Here is a 15,352-nt window from a genome sequence, read left to right as displayed (position 1 = left end):
TATTTCGATAGCAAAAGATCAATAGATACTCATTCACACTCAATCTTTTTCTGCAATTCATATGAAAATTAAACTGCCTGGACATTCCCACCAAAAAGCCGTATAACACCGTTTTTCGAATTAACAGGTGTTGACCATTGAAACTTGTTCTTGCACCCATGGAAGGCTTAACTGACCCGATTATGCGTGATGTACTGACATCCGTCGGGAGCTTCGACTGGTGTGTAACCGAGTTTATTCGTGTCACGGATTCGGTGCTGCCAGATCATATCTATCACACCTACTGCCCTGAACTGTTAAATGAGGGCAAAACTGCTACCGGTACGCCAGTGCATGTACAATTTCTGGGAAATAACCCGGAAATGCTGGCAGCCAATGCAGTGAAAGTCGCTGCTATGGGCGCGCCTGCAATTGACATGAATTTCGGCTGTCCAGCCAAAACCGTAAACCGTCACCGTGGTGGTTCAGTACTACTAGATGAACCTGAAGTCGTTTATGAATTGGTCAAAGCTGTTCGTGATGCAGTGCCCGCACATATCCCGGTTTCGGCGAAAATGCGTCTGGGTTATATGGATCGCAACTTCATGATGGAAAATGCGCATGCCATTGAAGATGCTGGAGCGGCCTGGGTCACTGTTCATGCGCGGACCAAGGCCGATGGCTATACTCCGCCAGCCTTTTGGGACCAACTGCAACCGATCCGTGAAGCCTTAAAAATTAATGTCATTGCCAATGGTGAAATCTGGACCAATGCCGATGCAAAGCAATGTCAGCTAGAATCAGGCTGTGAAGACCTGATGATTGGCCGTGGTGCAGTCACTACACCTGATCTGACCCAATGTATTCGCCAGAATTCTGATGAGCCGCTCATCACCTGGAATGAGCTGCTTGAACTGCAAATCCGTTTCCTGAATGGTTCCTATAAAAAGGAAATGAATATGGTCGGCCGTTACAAACAATGGCTGGGGATGATGTCCAAGCATTATCTTGAAGCCAAAGCACTCTGGGATGAGGTCAAACGGATTAAACAGCTGGTTGAAATTACTGAAAAGTTAAAAACCTCGAAAAATTAAGAAAAAAGCCTTTGAATGATTCAAAGGCTTTTCTGTTCGGATTGCCGCCTGTTTAAATTTGCGACATGTTCACGGTTGGTTTTCCAGGATTTTTCTAGTACTTCCTTCTCCAAACGAATCTGGATACGTTTAATCTTGGTATCAGAAATAACTCGCTGATTAAAGCTTTTTACATAATCTGTCCAACCTGCGCCTCGAAATACATAATTTGGCATTGGGGTTTTGAATACCGCATCTGGCATAAATACAATCACAGAATGCAGCTGGTCTGGCTCGATAATATCAGCCAGCAACTGCTCCAGAACTTTGATGTGCTTATAATTCTGATGAATCGGATTTTGAAATTTATAGCTATTTTTATAAAGTTTTTGCGTCCAAGTCTTTTGTCGCTCGCCACCAAAGATCCAGCCTTTATAGTTTTTGGTTTCAATCACAAACAGGCCATAAGGACTTAATAAAAGGTGATCAATTTGGGTTGTACCCCAGTCTCCATCCGGAAGAGTCAAATCATTTAATAATTGATACTCAGGGCCTTTCAGATAAAGTTTGACATGCGTGGCAACAGCGAATTCTCCCAGCTTCCCTTTTAAAAATGGTTTAAATAACTTAAATACGATTAAACCAATAAAAAGTAGAAGAACCCACCATAAACTGGACCAGAGTTGGCCTAAGATTTGTGTTGCGAACAGGTCCATATTTTAATTTTCATTAATTTTATGATTTTGATCTTAATGGGTTCTCTCAATATTTAACAGAATTTCTTTTTTATCCAGACCGCCTGCAAAGCCTACCAACTTACCGCTACTGCCAATCACCCGATGACAAGGTGCAATAATCGAGATCGGGTTTTTACCATTGGCAGCACCCACGGCGCGTACTGCTTTAACATTACCGACCTGTTCAGCGATTTCCCGGTAACTTCGGGTCTGTCCATAAGGAATATTCAGCAAAGCCTGCCAGACTTTTTTCTGGAAATCTGTACCAGCAAAGTCCAAAGGCAACTCAAAAACATTGCGCTGACCGGCAAAATATTCCTGAAGCTGACGCCGAGCTTCTATCAATACGGGATGCTGTGGATCTTCAACCAGAGTTGCCAACCTGACCCGATTCGGTTTTTCACAATCCCAGAGTACAGCTACCAGCGCCGTTTCATTGGCGACCAGCTGCAACTGCCCTACAGGCGAGTCCATATAAATATAACTGAGTTGCATGGCCCTACTCCTACAGAATCAAGCTTGCCAGTTTTTATTTTACTCGAAATCAGAACTGCTCAACAGCTCTTAGGAGGAGGATAATTTCATCAAAACAAGTCCGGAAATAATCAGCACCGCAGCCAGCATACGCATAGCAGAAGCAGGTTCACCTAAAACTATAACACCGACCAGAAATGAGCCAACTGCGCCAATGCCCGTCCAGATGGTATAGGCAGTCCCTAAAGGCAAAGTACGCATGGCATAGGCCAACAATACAAAACTGAGCACCATAAAAACAATCGTAAAAATACTCGGCGTGAGTTTGGTAAAACCCTCTGAGAGCTTCATAGAATAGGCCCAGACAATCTCAAATAGCCCAGCGAATACAAGTATAATCCAGGCCATATCGCCTTCCTCCTAATTAACAGGGTCAGGCCGTCCTGACGATTTTTCTTGTTGAATTTTATAAACTTAATCAACAAGGGAGGTCGTTCCCCCTAAAAAATAGACATTTTATAAAGCAAACGGTTAAACCAACCTGCCATTTACAAAATTTGACTGAAAGAGAATTAAATTAACCATGTCTTACTCAAATGCTCAGGACAACCTGAAGATTTCAGCCTATCTTAAGGAACGCCAACATGGGACATCGTGTTATGGCATTACAGAAACTTGAGTAAGAAAAACAAACAAAGGATAAATCCATATTGTTAAGTTATGCACATGAATTAAATTTAAAAATAGCGTGGAGATCTTACACAATGAAACACAAACCTAAGAACTATTGATCACTTTTTGTTTGGCTTGATTATTAACCTTTGATGAATAAACGACCACTAAAATCAAGGGCTGACATATGTAAAAAGAACTCCAATTGAGTTCTTTTTATACAAATTTTGTCTAAGATACAATCAATCAAGGTACAAACGATTACAAAATATGCAACATATCCATATGGTTATCAACATAGATATCTACACACTTATCCATAAAGTTATCCACAGATTTATGCACCATAAACATTTTAGAGATTAAAGCTGGATTTGACCGACTTTAGCCAGCTCACTACGCATTTCATCAATCACAGCTTTATAATCCGGCTTGCCAAAAATCGCTGAACCGGCCACAAACATATCTGCACCAGCTTCTGCAATTTCACGAATATTTGCTGGTCCCACACCGCCATCTACTTCTAAGCGGATATCACGACCTGAAGCATCAATGATCTTGCGCGCCTGACGTAATTTATCCAAAGTCATTGGAATGAATTTCTGTCCACCAAAGCCAGGGTTCACACTCATTAGCAATACCTGATCAACCTTATCCAGTACATAATCCAGATAATGCAATGGTGTCGCTGGATTAAATACCAGACCGGCTTTAGCACCACCCGATTTGATCAACTGTAAAGAACGGTCAATATGATCAGATGCTTCCGGATGAAACGTAATAATATCTGCGCCTGCTTCCAGAAAGTCACCAATCATGCGATCTACAGGTTTCACCATGAGATGCACATCAATAGGTGCCTGAATACCATATTTTTTCAGTGCCTTACATACACCTGCGCCAAAGGTTAAATTGGGTACATAGTGATTATCCATAACATCGAAATGCACAACGTCTGCACCGGCCTGAAGTACATTTTCAACTTCTTCACCTAAACGGGCAAAGTCGGCAGACAAAATAGAAGGTGCAATTAAATAAGGCTTGGACATGAAAGGACCTGGCTAAGTGAAATTGGATTTTTCCCATTATATCAAATCCGCTCCGGCTACTGTGATTCGATGTTGCAAGATTAAAACGCTGTGTAACGCTTTGAGGCTTATGCCAGCATCACCGCTTGGTTTAAAGTACAGGATAATGATGAATAGTGTAGAAAACTGATGAAAAGTATTGCCCATATCCAGATGCAACAAGCTTCACGAATTGCCAAACGCCTGGCCAATCACTGGAAACATAAATTTAATATTGATGAAACCGAACAAAATTTCCTGATTCATTTTCCAAGTGCAGAAGTGAGTCTGACACCCGAGGCAGATCATCTTACCGTAATGATTCAGAGCAATGCTGATTCCACTGACCTGAATAAACTTGAAAATGTAGTGCTGGATCATCTGATCCGTATGGGACAGGAAAATCTGACTGTCGACTGGCAAAGATAAGCACTAAAAATCCTTGATAATCAAAGCATAATAATGATCAGAAGCTAAAAATGATGATTCGCCTGTTCATTAAAAGCATGAATCCGTTTAATTCTTTTATCCAGTTCGGGATGTGATTCCAGATATTTTTTAAACTTCCCAATCAGGCGAATCCATTTCAGTTCAGTTTCTGTCAGGTGCCGGTCTTTTCCATCGATATTGAGAGTGAAATTTTTCATTTTTAAGGTTTGTGATTCCTCTGCCAGTATTCTGGCATTTTTCACCCGCTGCAAAAAGTTCGACAAATGAATACTGGAGATCTGCTGTTGATGCAAATGTTGCATGGCATAATCATCCGCAGCAAGTTCAAGCGCCTGTGAATATCCCGCATCGGCGAGTACCGCTATAGATGCCGCCACCACATCACTTAAATCTCCCGTTACCAAGGCAAATAATCCTGCTGCACTCAAGTTGGAAATCACTTTTTGCATACTATGTTTTTGCACCAGATGACCTTGTTCATGTGCCAGTACTGCAAGGACTTCTTCATCTGCACCGCTGAGCTTGACCAGTTCATCGGTAACAATAATAGTATTGTTTGGAATCGCTGCTGCATTAAGCCCCATAGTTTCTCCACCTTGACGGAAAATAATCTTTGCAGGTTGCCCTACCGCAATTTTTTGTTCGTACAATTTTTTTAGACGTGCTTGATGCTCTGCGGAGAGCTTGGATGACTCAGTTTGCTCAATTAATTTCTGCTCAGTTTGATTTCCTACCTCGATCAAGGTCTGTTCGGGAAGTAATTGAGCGAGCTGCTGGGCGGTATGAGGAATCCCCCATTTAAGAATAAAAATTACCGCACATATCACGATAATCATCGAGAAGAAAATCAGGAGTGGAGAACGTTCAAATTTCCATATGACATGATAGATTTCTTTGGATTTAATCTTCAGCCAATGCGGTGCTTTGGTCAAAAATTCAATCCGGCGATCTTCAGGCAGTTCGATAATCGGTTTACGCCCCCCGACCCCGCCAATATCGGCTTGGCATGGCAATGAAGTCAAAGCGATGTTTTTAACAATTGGGTATTACCGTAGAAATAGCGGATACGGCGTGCCTTTGCCCAAGGGCTATACAAAGTAAGCGTAATGATGGTTAACATCAGATTCACCATCCAGATTCCAAAATATTCAGTGGCACTACCATGAAATTTGAAGCTGTGTTTTTCTAGTGAAGGTGATAACTGTCCAATCTCTGGTTCAGGCTTATTGTGCATCGTGTTCTTAACTGCAACTGGTTCTACCTGATTTTTGAATAGCAACTTATATGTCATTTTTATTATATTTATTTGATATTCATATAAAAAACTCCAAAAATATGACCTATTCTTGGAGTTTCATTGTACTTTTAAATTTGCTTCGCTTTTGCTGCTTGGCTTATGGATTTAATTGCACGGCATGGAATTGTAGGTGGTCATCTACAAAGCTTTGAATAAAATAGTAACCATGATCATAACCCTGATGTTCACGTAAGGTTAATTTATGGTTCACGGCATCACAAGCTTGCTGAAATAACGCCGGATTCAGCTGGCTATAGAACTGATCAGAAAAACCCTGATCAATCAGGATATCGCTAAATAGTGCACCTTTTTCCTGAACCAGCGCAGTTGCATCATGCTTCAACCATTCTTCACGGTTTTCGCCCAGATAATTTGAGAATGCTTTTTCACCCCATGGACATTGGCTTGGTGCACAAATCGGTGCGAATGCTGAAACTGAACAGAATTTTTCCGGGTATTTAAAAGCCAAAGTTAAAGCACCATGTCCACCCATGGAATGACCGAAAATCCCGATCTTATCTGCCTGCACTACAAACTCTTCACACACCAGTTCATACAACTCATCGACGATAAAGCTTTCCATCTGATAATGTTCAGCCCACGGTGCTTGAGTGGCATTGATATAAAAGCCAGCGCCCTGCCCGATATCCCAGTGATCCCCTTTGGCAACATCATCTCCACGTGGTGAAGTGTCTGGTGTAATCAGAATCAGGCCAAGCTGGGCAGCCAGACGCTGGGCATGTGCCTTGATTGCAAAAGTCTCTTCAGTACAGGTCAGGCCAGCTAAATAGAATAAAGCCGGGCAATTTTGGCCTTCCAGAGCTTGTGGCGGCAGGAAGATGCCAAATCTGGTTGGTTTTTTTAATATTTTAGACTCAAAGCTATAAATCCGCTGTTCACCCTCAAAGCTTCGATTATTCTGTACCAGTTCCATCATCATCCCTTTTTCTATTTTCTAAAGTTGTAGATTGGTTTATGGAGCCAAAGCGACAGACGGAGATGCTGAAGTGGTCGTCGCTGGAGGGAAAAGACGCTGTTCTAGTTGTGGCAACATCAATTCCATGTTTTTGCCAATCACCCATTGTGGTTCTGACGGTTCAAATCCCTGAGCTGCTTCCCATTTAGCCACTGTAGTCTTGGCCTGCTCAAAAGAGGCTTTCAGACTGTTATTTTCACGCATGGCCTCATCAAAGAAAGCACGACCGAAATAAGTATAGTCAGCTTCGTTCGAACAACCGAATGACTGACGGTCAGCAGCAGAAGCAGTAATGATCAAGGTATTATCATTCTGCAAAGCCGAAGCGAAACTACCTGAGAAACAGGCAGAAATAACAATCACTCGCCAGCGCACACCTGAGGCATCCAAAGTATCACGCAACCATTTTGGATCAACTGATGCCAGGTCTAGCGGTGCATTTTCCATTTCAAATTCATTTGGCAAGCCATGTGAAGTCATATACAGAAACAGCACATCACTTTCCCGGTTCATCTGCTGACCAATACGACGCAAGGCCAGTTCCATGCTGGTTTTAGAAGCAAGCGGAATTTCAGTCCGTGTTGCTGGATGATTTACCAGCATAATCGAACGGCCGAAAGTCCCAAATCGGGTATCAAACTGCTTTTTAATCCGCTCTATTTCTGAATAGAACACATCCTGATAACTGGCGCCAGCGACGCCCATGAAGTACCAGTGCGATTGTGCAAATTCGCCATATTCAATTGCATCTAGTGCCTTGTTCAGCAAGATCGGCTGAGTATAGAAAGCATCTTCAGCAAAACTTGGTGGAATTTCTTCAACTTTCCAGATGGGCTGATCTTTCACCGAAATCTGCCACACCACCAAAGTAAACAGGGTGGCCAGCATAATCAGTGCCCGTTCCCACCACGGCCATTTTAATTCACGTGAAATTACCCAGACCACAGCCAGACTTTGCCAGACAAACAGCATGACAAATAGGGTCGGAATATAGGCGTAGAAAATATAGGGTAGATAATCCAGATCCCCCAGATACTGGATCAGGCTCTGGAACAGCATGATATGTGTATCCAGCACTAGCCAGAGTAATGCAGGTACCAGCATCAGACGAGGATTATTCACCCGTTGGGACAAGAAAATCCCGACAATCAAGGCAATAAAGGGCCAAAGTGCATAACTGATCAGACCTTGAGAGTTAAAATCTCCCATGCGGCCGGAACTGAGCCAGCTAAACAGGCTATTAGCACAGCCGCCCAAAATGCCCCAGAACACCAGTTGTAGAATAGAGGGACGCACCAGTTGCAGCGAACGCCGAGATCCCAGAAATAACCACATCCCGGCAATTTGGTTGCTTTTAAAATCGTGCCAAAAATTGATGGAGGGTTTAAAGTCGATCATATGATTTCAGGGAGATGAGTGGCTCGCTAATGTGCCTAATAAGTTTATGCTTGATATAAGTTTTATCAATGCCAATTTTTAAATATATAACAAATCCTTGATCTATTTTGAAGCAATTCTCATATTAAGTAACCAGTTCATGCTGAAAATAGGCATCAAAACGGCAAGCATCACCAGACCATTGATGATTTGGCTCTTTTCCAGCTAAAAATACGGCCAAACGAGGACGTTTCACCACCACCCGCTTGCCAATTTTTTGTGCCAATTCTAAGAGATTATCTCCCAGATCCATTTCACCATCTTCAGGTAAAAGCAGATGTAATAACTGCATTTGTTTTTTCACCTGTGCCTGCTTTTTCGGTGCCTGCTGGTTCTGGTCACGTTGTGGAAACATCGGGTCCAGATAAACCACATCGACGACCGCATTCTGCTCAGCCTGTGATTTCAGATAGTCTGCAGAATCTGAAAAAACCAGATGAATCCGCTTAACCACCGAACTTAGAAAAGTGTCCTTTTTCGCTCGGTGATGACTGTCTTCAAGCAGGGTAAATAAAATAGGATGTCGTTCGACCAAGGTGACCTGAGCACCCAAATGTGCCATCAACAGACTGTCATGACCTAGACCAGCTGTCGCATCGACAAGAGTCGGCTTTTCTCCCAAATTACAAGCACGAGCAATCATTTCCGATTTTAAAGAGGCACGTTTTAAGCGCCCTACTTCTGCTTGCCAATCTGGTTGCATTTTCATGCCATTGGCACAGAGCCATAGGCCGTCAGCATCAACACACAGCGCCAGTTCGGGATGTAAACGCAAGAAACGTGCATTCAGCTTTTCAATAACCTCAATGCTAACCTCTACATCACGAGAAGAAAGCACAGCCTCGAAGTGCTGTGCTTTCTCTTGATACTCAGATTCGGTATATAAGCGAATCGTGCTTACCATAATCTCCAACCTGTAAAGGCAAATAATAAAATCAGTAAACCTGAGGCAATGCGATACCAGGCAAAAACCATGAAATCACGTTTTGCCACATAGGCTACCAAGGCACGGATTAATAAAAGTGCCGAGATGAACGATACGATGATACCGACTGCCAGAACTGTCCAGTCTTCTGTGGTACTGTAAACATCATAGCTTTGATAAAGATCGAGCAGGCCTGCACCGATAATGACCGGAATCCCCAAGAAGAATGAAAATTCAGTTGCAGCCTTACGTGATACGCCAAGGAACATCGCCCCAATAATGGTCGCACCTGAACGTGAAGTTCCGGGTATTAGGGATAAGACCTGAATCAGACCAATCCAGATCGCATCTTTTACGGTCAGATCTTCAACTTCCTGGGCACGCACCTTAGGTGGATTCTTTTCAATCCAGATAATGATCAGACCACCAACGATCAAGCCAATGGCAATCGCAATATTATTGAATAGCAGCTCTTTTACGGTTTGCCCTAGGGTCAGGCCAATCAGCACAATGGGAATAGAGGCCAGAATCAGGCCAATCCCTAAACGGCGTCCTTGCGGTTCACCACTTACGATCCCAGTTGCTGCACCCCAAAGCCGTGCCCAATATTCATAAATAACCGCTGCAATTGCCCCCATCTGAATTGCGACGACAAAAACATCGCTTTTTTCTTTGGTCCAGAAATTCATTAATTCTGAAGCCAAAATCAGATGCCCAGTACTGGAAATAGGCAAAAACTCGGTAATACCTTCAATAATACCCATAATTGCTGCTTTCAGCAGCAGTAAAAGATCCATGCTTAATCCTGATTAATTATGCTTTGCCTTGTTCTGGAATTTTTTTCCATGCGTTATCACGTAAATATACCGGAAGTGCCAATTCTGCACTGACCCAATTTTCTGTTTTTGCTGCTGCACGCGCAATCATGGCAATATCCTGTGCTGTTGCACTGACATTTTTATATTCGGATGCTGTTTCTTGAACTAGATTGGCACCTGAACCCACCACAGTAAATTTAACTGCTTCAGCACCTTGTTCATAACTCAAAAGCTGTTCTTCATCAACAGCCTGCATAATCCCTTGAGCATCTAACTGATAACTGGCGACATAGACTTCATTCATCCGTGCATCCAGTACTGCAGTTACTGCAGTTAAACCATGCAAACGATATGCCGCTTGCGCCAAAGCCTGTAAAGTGGATACCGGAATTACAGGCAGATCATTTGACCAAGCCAAAGCTTGAGTTACAGCCGCATTGATACGAACACCACTAAACGATCCCGGGCCACGACTAAAGGCAATCGCTGTCAAATCAAACACAGCCCAGCCTAAATCATTGAGACCTTGTTCAATCATTGGAAGAATGGTTTGCGTTTGTGCCTTGGCGCGCGCATCAAGCTGAAAAAATAGTTCTTGAGTATCATCGATCACAGAGACGGAACACTGCTCATTGGCAGTTTCCAATGCCAGCACTTTCATGCACAACCTTAATTCAGAGAATATAAAAAACGTCGAATATAATACTCCACTCATATCTTCTAGGCGAGATTTTCCCAAGCCAGATACAAAAATGCCTAGAAAATTCTAGGCTTAACTGAGGACATTATTCAGATAACAGCCTAAAGCTGTACTTCTTCCATATCCTGAAATTTCTGGAAATGCTCAGCATAGTGCATGGCACTCATTTTCAGTTTTTGAATACTGGCATCATCTAAAGTTTTCACGACTTTGCCTGGTGAGCCCATCACCACCGAATTATCAGGAATTACTTTCCCTTCTGGAATCAGGGCATTGGCACCAATAATACAATTCTTGCCAATCACGGCATGATTTAAGATCACTGCTTGAATTCCAATCAGGCTATTATCGCCAATGGTGCAACCATGCAGCATGGCCTGATGACCAATGGTCACATAATTCCCGATGTTCATTTCAATGCCAGCATCGGTATGTAGCACTGCATTTTCCTGAACATTGGTGAAGTCACCTAAACGGATTTTGCTGTTATCGGCGCGAACGACGGCACCAAACCAGACACTCACCTGCTTGCCCAATTCGACCTGTCCAATGACTGTCGCTGTAGGTGCCACCCAACCATCCCATGGCTGATGCGTTACTTTTGGTGAATGTCCCTGAAATTGATATAACATGGCTGAAATCCTGTTCAACGGTTAAAAAATTTTGAGCGTTTAAACGCAGGTGAATTAAGTAAAAATGGCCAATCTTTTTTATAGTCCAGCCCGTACTGAAATAGTGAAATCAGCATACGTGCGGTCAGTCCCCAGACAATCTCATTTTCCACCCGCATACTTGGGAAATATAGGGACTGCTGGGCAAACCGTACTTCATAAGGCATGGGCTGAGCTTCCAGCAAATGCTGTAAGGAAGCAAAGAAAATCCGGTCAATTTCTGTCGGCTGAGGAATGAGTTGAATGGTAGGCGGAATTAAACCGACCACAGGCTTAACCAGCATCCCGTTACGTGCCTTTTGCATCGGGAGATCCCCGATCAGATGCACATCAAATGGATTAAGCGCCGTTTCCTCATACGCCTCTCTCAAAGCCACTACAATATTACTGGTATCTTGAGGGTCGCGTTTACCACCTGGAAAAGAGACTTCCCCTGCATGATTATTCATATAAGCTGAACGGCGTGTCAGCAAAACTTTGGGATCAGCTTCATCTGTGATCGCAATTAATACAGCAGCCTGTGCAGTTTGAATCCGTTTGGAAAATCGTAAATGTTTCTGCAAGCGTTGTATTAATCCCAGCTCATCCATTCATTCAGCTCCCTATGCGACTATAATTTCATCATAGCTGATTTTTGATTTGGCGGGATAGAAATGATGCCAAATTTTGATTTTTCAGTTATCCTGACCTTACTGTTATCATTGATGATGAATATGAACTTCTGTGTGAACTGTGGACATAAAACAACAGAGAAAATTCCTTTAGGCGATCAGAAGGTTCGCAAGGTTTGTACTACATGCGGATATATTCATTACATTAATCCAAAAGTGATTTGCGGTGCATTGGTGCTCTGGGAAGATAAAGTCCTGCTCTGCCGCCGTGCAATTGAACCACGTTATGGACTGTGGACCCTACCTGCCGGCTATATGGAACTGTTTGAAACCATGGAACAGGGCGCAGCTCGTGAAACCCGTGAAGAAGCCGAAGCTGAAGTGGATATTGAACAGCTGTACTGCATGTACAATATTCCGCGGATTGGCCAGATTTATGTCCTGTTCAAATCTCAACTGATTGATGGAAAATTTGGTGCAGGTGAAGAAACCATTGAAGCACGTTTATTTAACGAAGATGAAATTCCCTGGAGTGAACTGGCTTTCCCGAGTGTAGAGCATACGCTTCGTCATTATTTTGAAGACCGTAAAACCAATAATTTCCCGATGCACCTAGAGACCTTGGGTACTCGTTTGGATCACACAGGTTAAAATGTCTTTTTATAAAAAAGCCCATCAAATGATGGGCTTTTTTCATTATTTTGTTTTGATGCTATAACAATCCGCTAATTTAAATGAAACACTTCCACCACTTAGCTTGGCCAGATTGGTCTCCTGCGTCGTTTCATCAGTATTATTGTTATTATAAACTTTCTGGAAGCTGGCATAAGTATTCGCCCAACCTACGCTTTCTCCAGCTGAGTTGGTAAAGCCCACACGACTGGTTCCATTCAGTACATTAGATAAATTGAGTAATGCCCCACCAATCACAATCTTATCATCTGTATTGGTTGAAGCCTGAATAGTGGAGTTCATACCTACTAGGGCACCATTTAATGAACCAAATACAGGATCAGCGAAGACCAGTCGCATAGATACTGTTTTTTCATCTATAAATGCACGGCCTAAGGTACCGAGACGATATTGTTGAACGCCGTTATTGTCTTTAAGTCCAGCCGGCAAAATATCTCCCTGGCAACCATTAATGCTATCAGTTGCAAGATTGCTTGCGGACTGCATATTGGTACGCACATCACCATTACTATCAATCACAACACCCACTGTAACAGGACTAATTGAGTTTTCGCTAAATTTAAACTCCATGTTGCCATACATTGGGAAAATATATTCTTCACCTGGCTCTACATTTTCAGCTGTTCTAAAAACTTGACGATCCAGATAGCTGATCGGGAAAATTTTATAAAGATCAATTGAGCCACTATAGTTGTCATCATCGGCATTAAAACGCCATAAGCCAAGACTGGCACGATCAGCATCGCTGAGTTCAGTTTTACCTGTAGCCATCTTATAAAATGCTTCTTTACCGGCAATCACATAATCGCTCAGCAAACGACCTTGGTAAATTTCTAATGGATTGCTGTTGTTGGCCACATTCATTTTATATGGTGCATTTGATGAAAGCATTCTCGTGGCAGGGCTAATCCAGCTGGTTTGCGGTACTGCAGTAATTTGCTGTGGTTTGATTTTACGGATCAATTCCGCATTAATGCCACCCAAAGATCCCAGATTATTGGAGCCCAGTTTTAGCTGAGTGTCACGCCACTGTAGTCCACTGCCGAAGGTATAACCCTGGCGGTCTGTAATCAGGATAAAATGTCCAAATAAATATTTAGTCGTTTTATCTTTAATGTCACATACAGATTTATTACAACCCGCCAGACCATCAGAACCAGTCAAGTTACTACTAATAATGCCTGAAGTTGAGAACAGAGAAAATTCCGGTTGATATACTGCTGCACTGGCAATATTGGCCAGTTTTTTTACGACTTCAAAGGCCTGATCATCACTAATCTGGCTAATATCAATAAAAGGTTTAAGGGTTTCTGCCAAATTTGCATCTGTCAGGCTGATATCTTTATTATTAATTTTGCCCAGATTCTTTCGCATATCCTCTGTGATATACAAGGGCTGTACATCCGTCGGATTATAGATACGGCCTTTTTCCAGTGCCAAGGTCTGCCAGATTTTCACCAGTTTCATCGCCACCTGTACGGTTGGATCTGTCTGTTCGATTCTGGCAATGTTACGACCGGTAATTCCCTTGGCAATATCAAGTACACTTAGTCGGGGTAATTGGCTCGATGTACTGAGGTTCATATATTCAGAGAGCTTGACAGTACCCAATTTGATTTTGGTATCACTAAAACTTTTTAGATAAAATTCGATACTATCTGCTTTTTGACAAGTGCCTGACGCCACCCCATCATTTTGGTCAAATAAAGTAATGAAGGTATTTTCTTTATCACCACTACAATTAAAGTTAAGACCATCAATTGGATATTCAAGCCCCCATTCCAGACAATTCGTTGCAGTAGCAGAGCAGGAACCATTCGTGGTGGCTTCATCATTTTGTTCTGGTATAACATTCGCACTTTCACCTCCGCATCCGCTGAGGGCGGCAAATAAAGCAGTGAAAGCAAATGGATATAATATTTTATTTTTCATCTTATTCTACTCGAATCGTCCTTATCGAATGGCGACTAGTTTTAGTTGTCCATAATTTGTCAGCATCTTGTCTTCAACATCTATGGCTGAAGCGAGTGGGGTCATTAATATATATTGGCTTTGCGCAGGAATCTGAATAATTCCCTGTATCTTCTCATGTTGAATAATATTGGCTTGTGCTTCCTGATTTTTGAAACCGCCCGCCCCTTCTAAAACACAGCCTCGTTCATCCAGAAATACAACAAATGGCCAGTAATAGGCAGGATTGTTCTGACGGGAAGCATAAGACTGAATCTGAATATTTTTAATATCAGATTTTAGCTTCACAATTTCATAATCAAACTCATCTGATTTCAGTGGTGCCCGTGGCCACAGATTAATGGATCTACCTGCACTAATCTCTTTCGCATTCTTAACTTTTTTATCTTTAAAACACTGCTTACCTAAGCTTTCTACAGATTCAGGCTGAGAAATACGGTAGTAGGTTTGGGCCAGTACGACTGGACCAGAATCTACAGCAGGTTGTTGAAACAAGGATTTTATAATCGACTGTCCCACTCCTTTTTCACGCTCAATCGTCTGTACACGTGTTGACCCAATATTTTTATCAACTATCCCTTCAGGCATACTGTAGAAACGTTTTTTACCTTCCAGATTAAATTCTTTATTTTCCAGATATTCACTATCCACATATTCCACCCCTTCAATCTGACTGAAACCCTGTTTTTGAACAGGATCAGGTACTGCCTGAATGACAGGTTCAGAGGTTTGAGGCTGTGTCACTGGTGGTAAGTATTGCGGTAATTTAGACTCAACGTGTTTAGTTGGTTGTACTGGTTG

The 15,352-nt window shown here is 42.5% G+C and carries 17 protein-coding genes and 1 pseudogene; 3 read left to right on the top strand and 15 right to left on the bottom strand.

Features of this window, described 5'->3' with window-relative positions; genetic code table 11:
• The first annotated feature begins 137 nt into the window (after positions 1 to 137).
• Positions 138 to 1,073: a tRNA-dihydrouridine synthase gene (locus RJ01_RS07750; RefSeq protein WP_081402656.1), complete on the top strand. Its 936-nt coding sequence runs from the start codon at positions 138 to 140 to the stop codon at positions 1,071 to 1,073.
• Between the two features lie 20 nt (positions 1,074 to 1,093).
• Here RJ01_RS07750 and RJ01_RS07745 read toward each other — a convergent pair whose 3' ends face one another.
• The 4 genes from RJ01_RS07745 to rpe all read right to left on the bottom strand — a co-directional run bounded on the left by RJ01_RS07745 (position 1,094) and on the right by rpe (position 3,984).
• A complete protein-coding gene (locus tag RJ01_RS07745) occupies positions 1,094 to 1,768 on the bottom strand; it encodes a nuclease-related domain-containing protein (protein ID WP_034170627.1) in 675 nt (224 codons plus the stop codon).
• Between the two features lie 33 nt (positions 1,769 to 1,801).
• Entirely contained in the window at positions 1,802 to 2,284 is a 483-nt protein-coding gene (locus RJ01_RS07740) for a methylated-DNA--[protein]-cysteine S-methyltransferase (protein WP_034170626.1), read from the bottom strand.
• Between the two features lie 69 nt (positions 2,285 to 2,353).
• The gene (gene sugE, locus RJ01_RS07735; protein WP_034170625.1) at positions 2,354 to 2,671 is read right to left on the bottom strand and encodes a quaternary ammonium compound efflux SMR transporter SugE; all 318 of its coding nucleotides are present in this window, start codon (positions 2,669 to 2,671) and stop codon (positions 2,354 to 2,356) included.
• 626 nt (positions 2,672 to 3,297) lie between these two features.
• Positions 3,298 to 3,984, bottom strand: coding sequence for a ribulose-phosphate 3-epimerase (gene rpe / locus RJ01_RS07730; RefSeq protein ID WP_034170624.1), 687 nt, complete (start codon positions 3,982 to 3,984; stop codon positions 3,298 to 3,300).
• A 168-nt stretch (positions 3,985 to 4,152) separates the two neighbouring features.
• Between rpe and RJ01_RS07725 the strand changes: the two genes are divergently transcribed.
• Positions 4,153 to 4,431 carry a DUF2218 domain-containing protein gene (locus RJ01_RS07725; protein ID WP_034170623.1) on the top strand — a complete coding sequence of 93 codons (279 nt, stop codon included), beginning with the start codon at positions 4,153 to 4,155 and terminating at the stop codon, positions 4,429 to 4,431.
• Between the two features lie 44 nt (positions 4,432 to 4,475).
• Here the strand turns inward: RJ01_RS07725 and RJ01_RS16480 are convergent, their stop codons facing one another.
• The 9 genes and pseudogenes from RJ01_RS16480 to RJ01_RS07675 all read right to left on the bottom strand — a co-directional run bounded on the left by RJ01_RS16480 (position 4,476) and on the right by RJ01_RS07675 (position 11,866).
• Entirely contained in the window at positions 4,476 to 5,474 is a 999-nt protein-coding gene (locus tag RJ01_RS16480; protein WP_227504409.1) for a M48 family metallopeptidase, read from the bottom strand.
• Positions 5,434 to 5,686, bottom strand: a pseudogene (locus RJ01_RS07710) (DUF898 family protein); the annotation flags it as partial. The pseudogene RJ01_RS07710 and the gene RJ01_RS16480, both read right to left, overlap by 41 nt.
• Positions 5,687 to 5,846: 160 nt before the next feature.
• On the bottom strand, positions 5,847 to 6,683 hold the full coding sequence (gene fghA, locus RJ01_RS07705; RefSeq protein WP_034170621.1) for an S-formylglutathione hydrolase: 837 nt from the start codon (positions 6,681 to 6,683) through the stop codon (positions 5,847 to 5,849).
• A 39-nt stretch (positions 6,684 to 6,722) separates the two neighbouring features.
• Entirely contained in the window at positions 6,723 to 8,123 is a 1,401-nt protein-coding gene (locus RJ01_RS07700; protein ID WP_034170620.1) for a C13 family peptidase, read from the bottom strand.
• A 124-nt stretch (positions 8,124 to 8,247) separates the two neighbouring features.
• Positions 8,248 to 9,066, bottom strand: a complete 819-nt coding sequence (locus RJ01_RS07695) for a class I SAM-dependent methyltransferase (protein WP_034170619.1) — start codon at positions 9,064 to 9,066, stop codon at positions 8,248 to 8,250.
• Positions 9,060 to 9,884, bottom strand: a complete 825-nt coding sequence (locus RJ01_RS07690; protein ID WP_034170618.1) for an undecaprenyl-diphosphate phosphatase — start codon at positions 9,882 to 9,884, stop codon at positions 9,060 to 9,062. Before RJ01_RS07690 ends, RJ01_RS07695 begins: the two co-directional genes overlap by 7 nt.
• Before the next feature lie 16 nt (positions 9,885 to 9,900).
• Positions 9,901 to 10,566, bottom strand: coding sequence for a tRNA (adenosine(37)-N6)-threonylcarbamoyltransferase complex dimerization subunit type 1 TsaB (gene tsaB, locus RJ01_RS07685; RefSeq protein ID WP_034170617.1), 666 nt, complete (start codon positions 10,564 to 10,566; stop codon positions 9,901 to 9,903).
• 140 nt (positions 10,567 to 10,706) lie between these two features.
• Positions 10,707 to 11,237 (bottom strand): gamma carbonic anhydrase family protein, encoded by a 531-nt coding sequence (locus RJ01_RS07680; protein WP_034170616.1) that lies wholly within the window; start codon positions 11,235 to 11,237, stop codon positions 10,707 to 10,709.
• A gap of 14 nt (positions 11,238 to 11,251) precedes the next feature.
• Positions 11,252 to 11,866: a CoA pyrophosphatase gene (locus tag RJ01_RS07675; protein ID WP_004783401.1), complete on the bottom strand. Its 615-nt coding sequence runs from the start codon at positions 11,864 to 11,866 to the stop codon at positions 11,252 to 11,254.
• A gap of 123 nt (positions 11,867 to 11,989) precedes the next feature.
• Between RJ01_RS07675 and RJ01_RS07670 the strand changes: the two genes are divergently transcribed.
• Positions 11,990 to 12,538, top strand: a complete 549-nt coding sequence (locus RJ01_RS07670) for an NUDIX hydrolase (protein ID WP_122959126.1) — start codon at positions 11,990 to 11,992, stop codon at positions 12,536 to 12,538.
• Positions 12,539 to 12,583: 45 nt separating this feature from the next.
• Here the strand turns inward: RJ01_RS07670 and RJ01_RS07665 are convergent, their stop codons facing one another.
• On the bottom strand, positions 12,584 to 14,512 hold the full coding sequence (locus tag RJ01_RS07665) for a hypothetical protein (RefSeq protein WP_034170615.1): 1,929 nt from the start codon (positions 14,510 to 14,512) through the stop codon (positions 12,584 to 12,586).
• A 21-nt stretch (positions 14,513 to 14,533) separates the two neighbouring features.
• The coding region (gene filE, locus RJ01_RS07660) for a putative pilus assembly protein FilE (RefSeq protein WP_034170614.1) at positions 14,534 to 15,352 on the bottom strand (819 nt) is incomplete at its 5' end.

Origin of the sequence: Acinetobacter sp. YZS-X1-1 (genome assembly GCF_000804305.1) — a bacterium.
GTDB lineage: Bacteria > Pseudomonadota > Gammaproteobacteria > Pseudomonadales > Moraxellaceae > Acinetobacter > Acinetobacter variabilis.
This window is presented reverse-complemented; position numbering and strand designations above follow the sequence as displayed.

Bases quoted from the DNA above. Each gene is read 5' to 3' on its own strand.
- RJ01_RS07745 (WP_034170627.1), bottom strand. From the start codon at position 1,768: ATGGACCTGTTCGCAACACAAATCTTAGGCCAACTCTGGTCCAGTTTA.
- RJ01_RS07740 (WP_034170626.1), bottom strand. From the start codon at position 2,284: ATGCAACTCAGTTATATTTATATGGACTCGCCTGTAGGGCAGTTGCAG.
- sugE (WP_034170625.1), bottom strand. From the start codon at position 2,671: ATGGCCTGGATTATACTTGTATTCGCTGGGCTATTTGAGATTGTCTGG.
- rpe (WP_034170624.1), bottom strand. From the start codon at position 3,984: ATGTCCAAGCCTTATTTAATTGCACCTTCTATTTTGTCTGCCGACTTT.
- RJ01_RS07725 (WP_034170623.1), top strand. From the start codon at position 4,153: ATGAAAAGTATTGCCCATATCCAGATGCAACAAGCTTCACGAATTGCC.
- fghA (WP_034170621.1), bottom strand. From the start codon at position 6,683: ATGGAACTGGTACAGAATAATCGAAGCTTTGAGGGTGAACAGCGGATT.
- RJ01_RS07700 (WP_034170620.1), bottom strand. From the start codon at position 8,123: ATGATCGACTTTAAACCCTCCATCAATTTTTGGCACGATTTTAAAAGC.
- RJ01_RS07695 (WP_034170619.1), bottom strand. From the start codon at position 9,066: ATGGTAAGCACGATTCGCTTATATACCGAATCTGAGTATCAAGAGAAA.
- RJ01_RS07690 (WP_034170618.1), bottom strand. From the start codon at position 9,884: ATGGATCTTTTACTGCTGCTGAAAGCAGCAATTATGGGTATTATTGAA.
- tsaB (WP_034170617.1), bottom strand. From the start codon at position 10,566: ATGAAAGTGCTGGCATTGGAAACTGCCAATGAGCAGTGTTCCGTCTCT.
- RJ01_RS07680 (WP_034170616.1), bottom strand. From the start codon at position 11,237: ATGTTATATCAATTTCAGGGACATTCACCAAAAGTAACGCATCAGCCA.
- RJ01_RS07675 (WP_004783401.1), bottom strand. From the start codon at position 11,866: ATGGATGAGCTGGGATTAATACAACGCTTGCAGAAACATTTACGATTT.
- RJ01_RS07670 (WP_122959126.1), top strand. From the start codon at position 11,990: ATGAACTTCTGTGTGAACTGTGGACATAAAACAACAGAGAAAATTCCT.
- RJ01_RS07665 (WP_034170615.1), bottom strand. From the start codon at position 14,512: ATGAAAAATAAAATATTATATCCATTTGCTTTCACTGCTTTATTTGCC.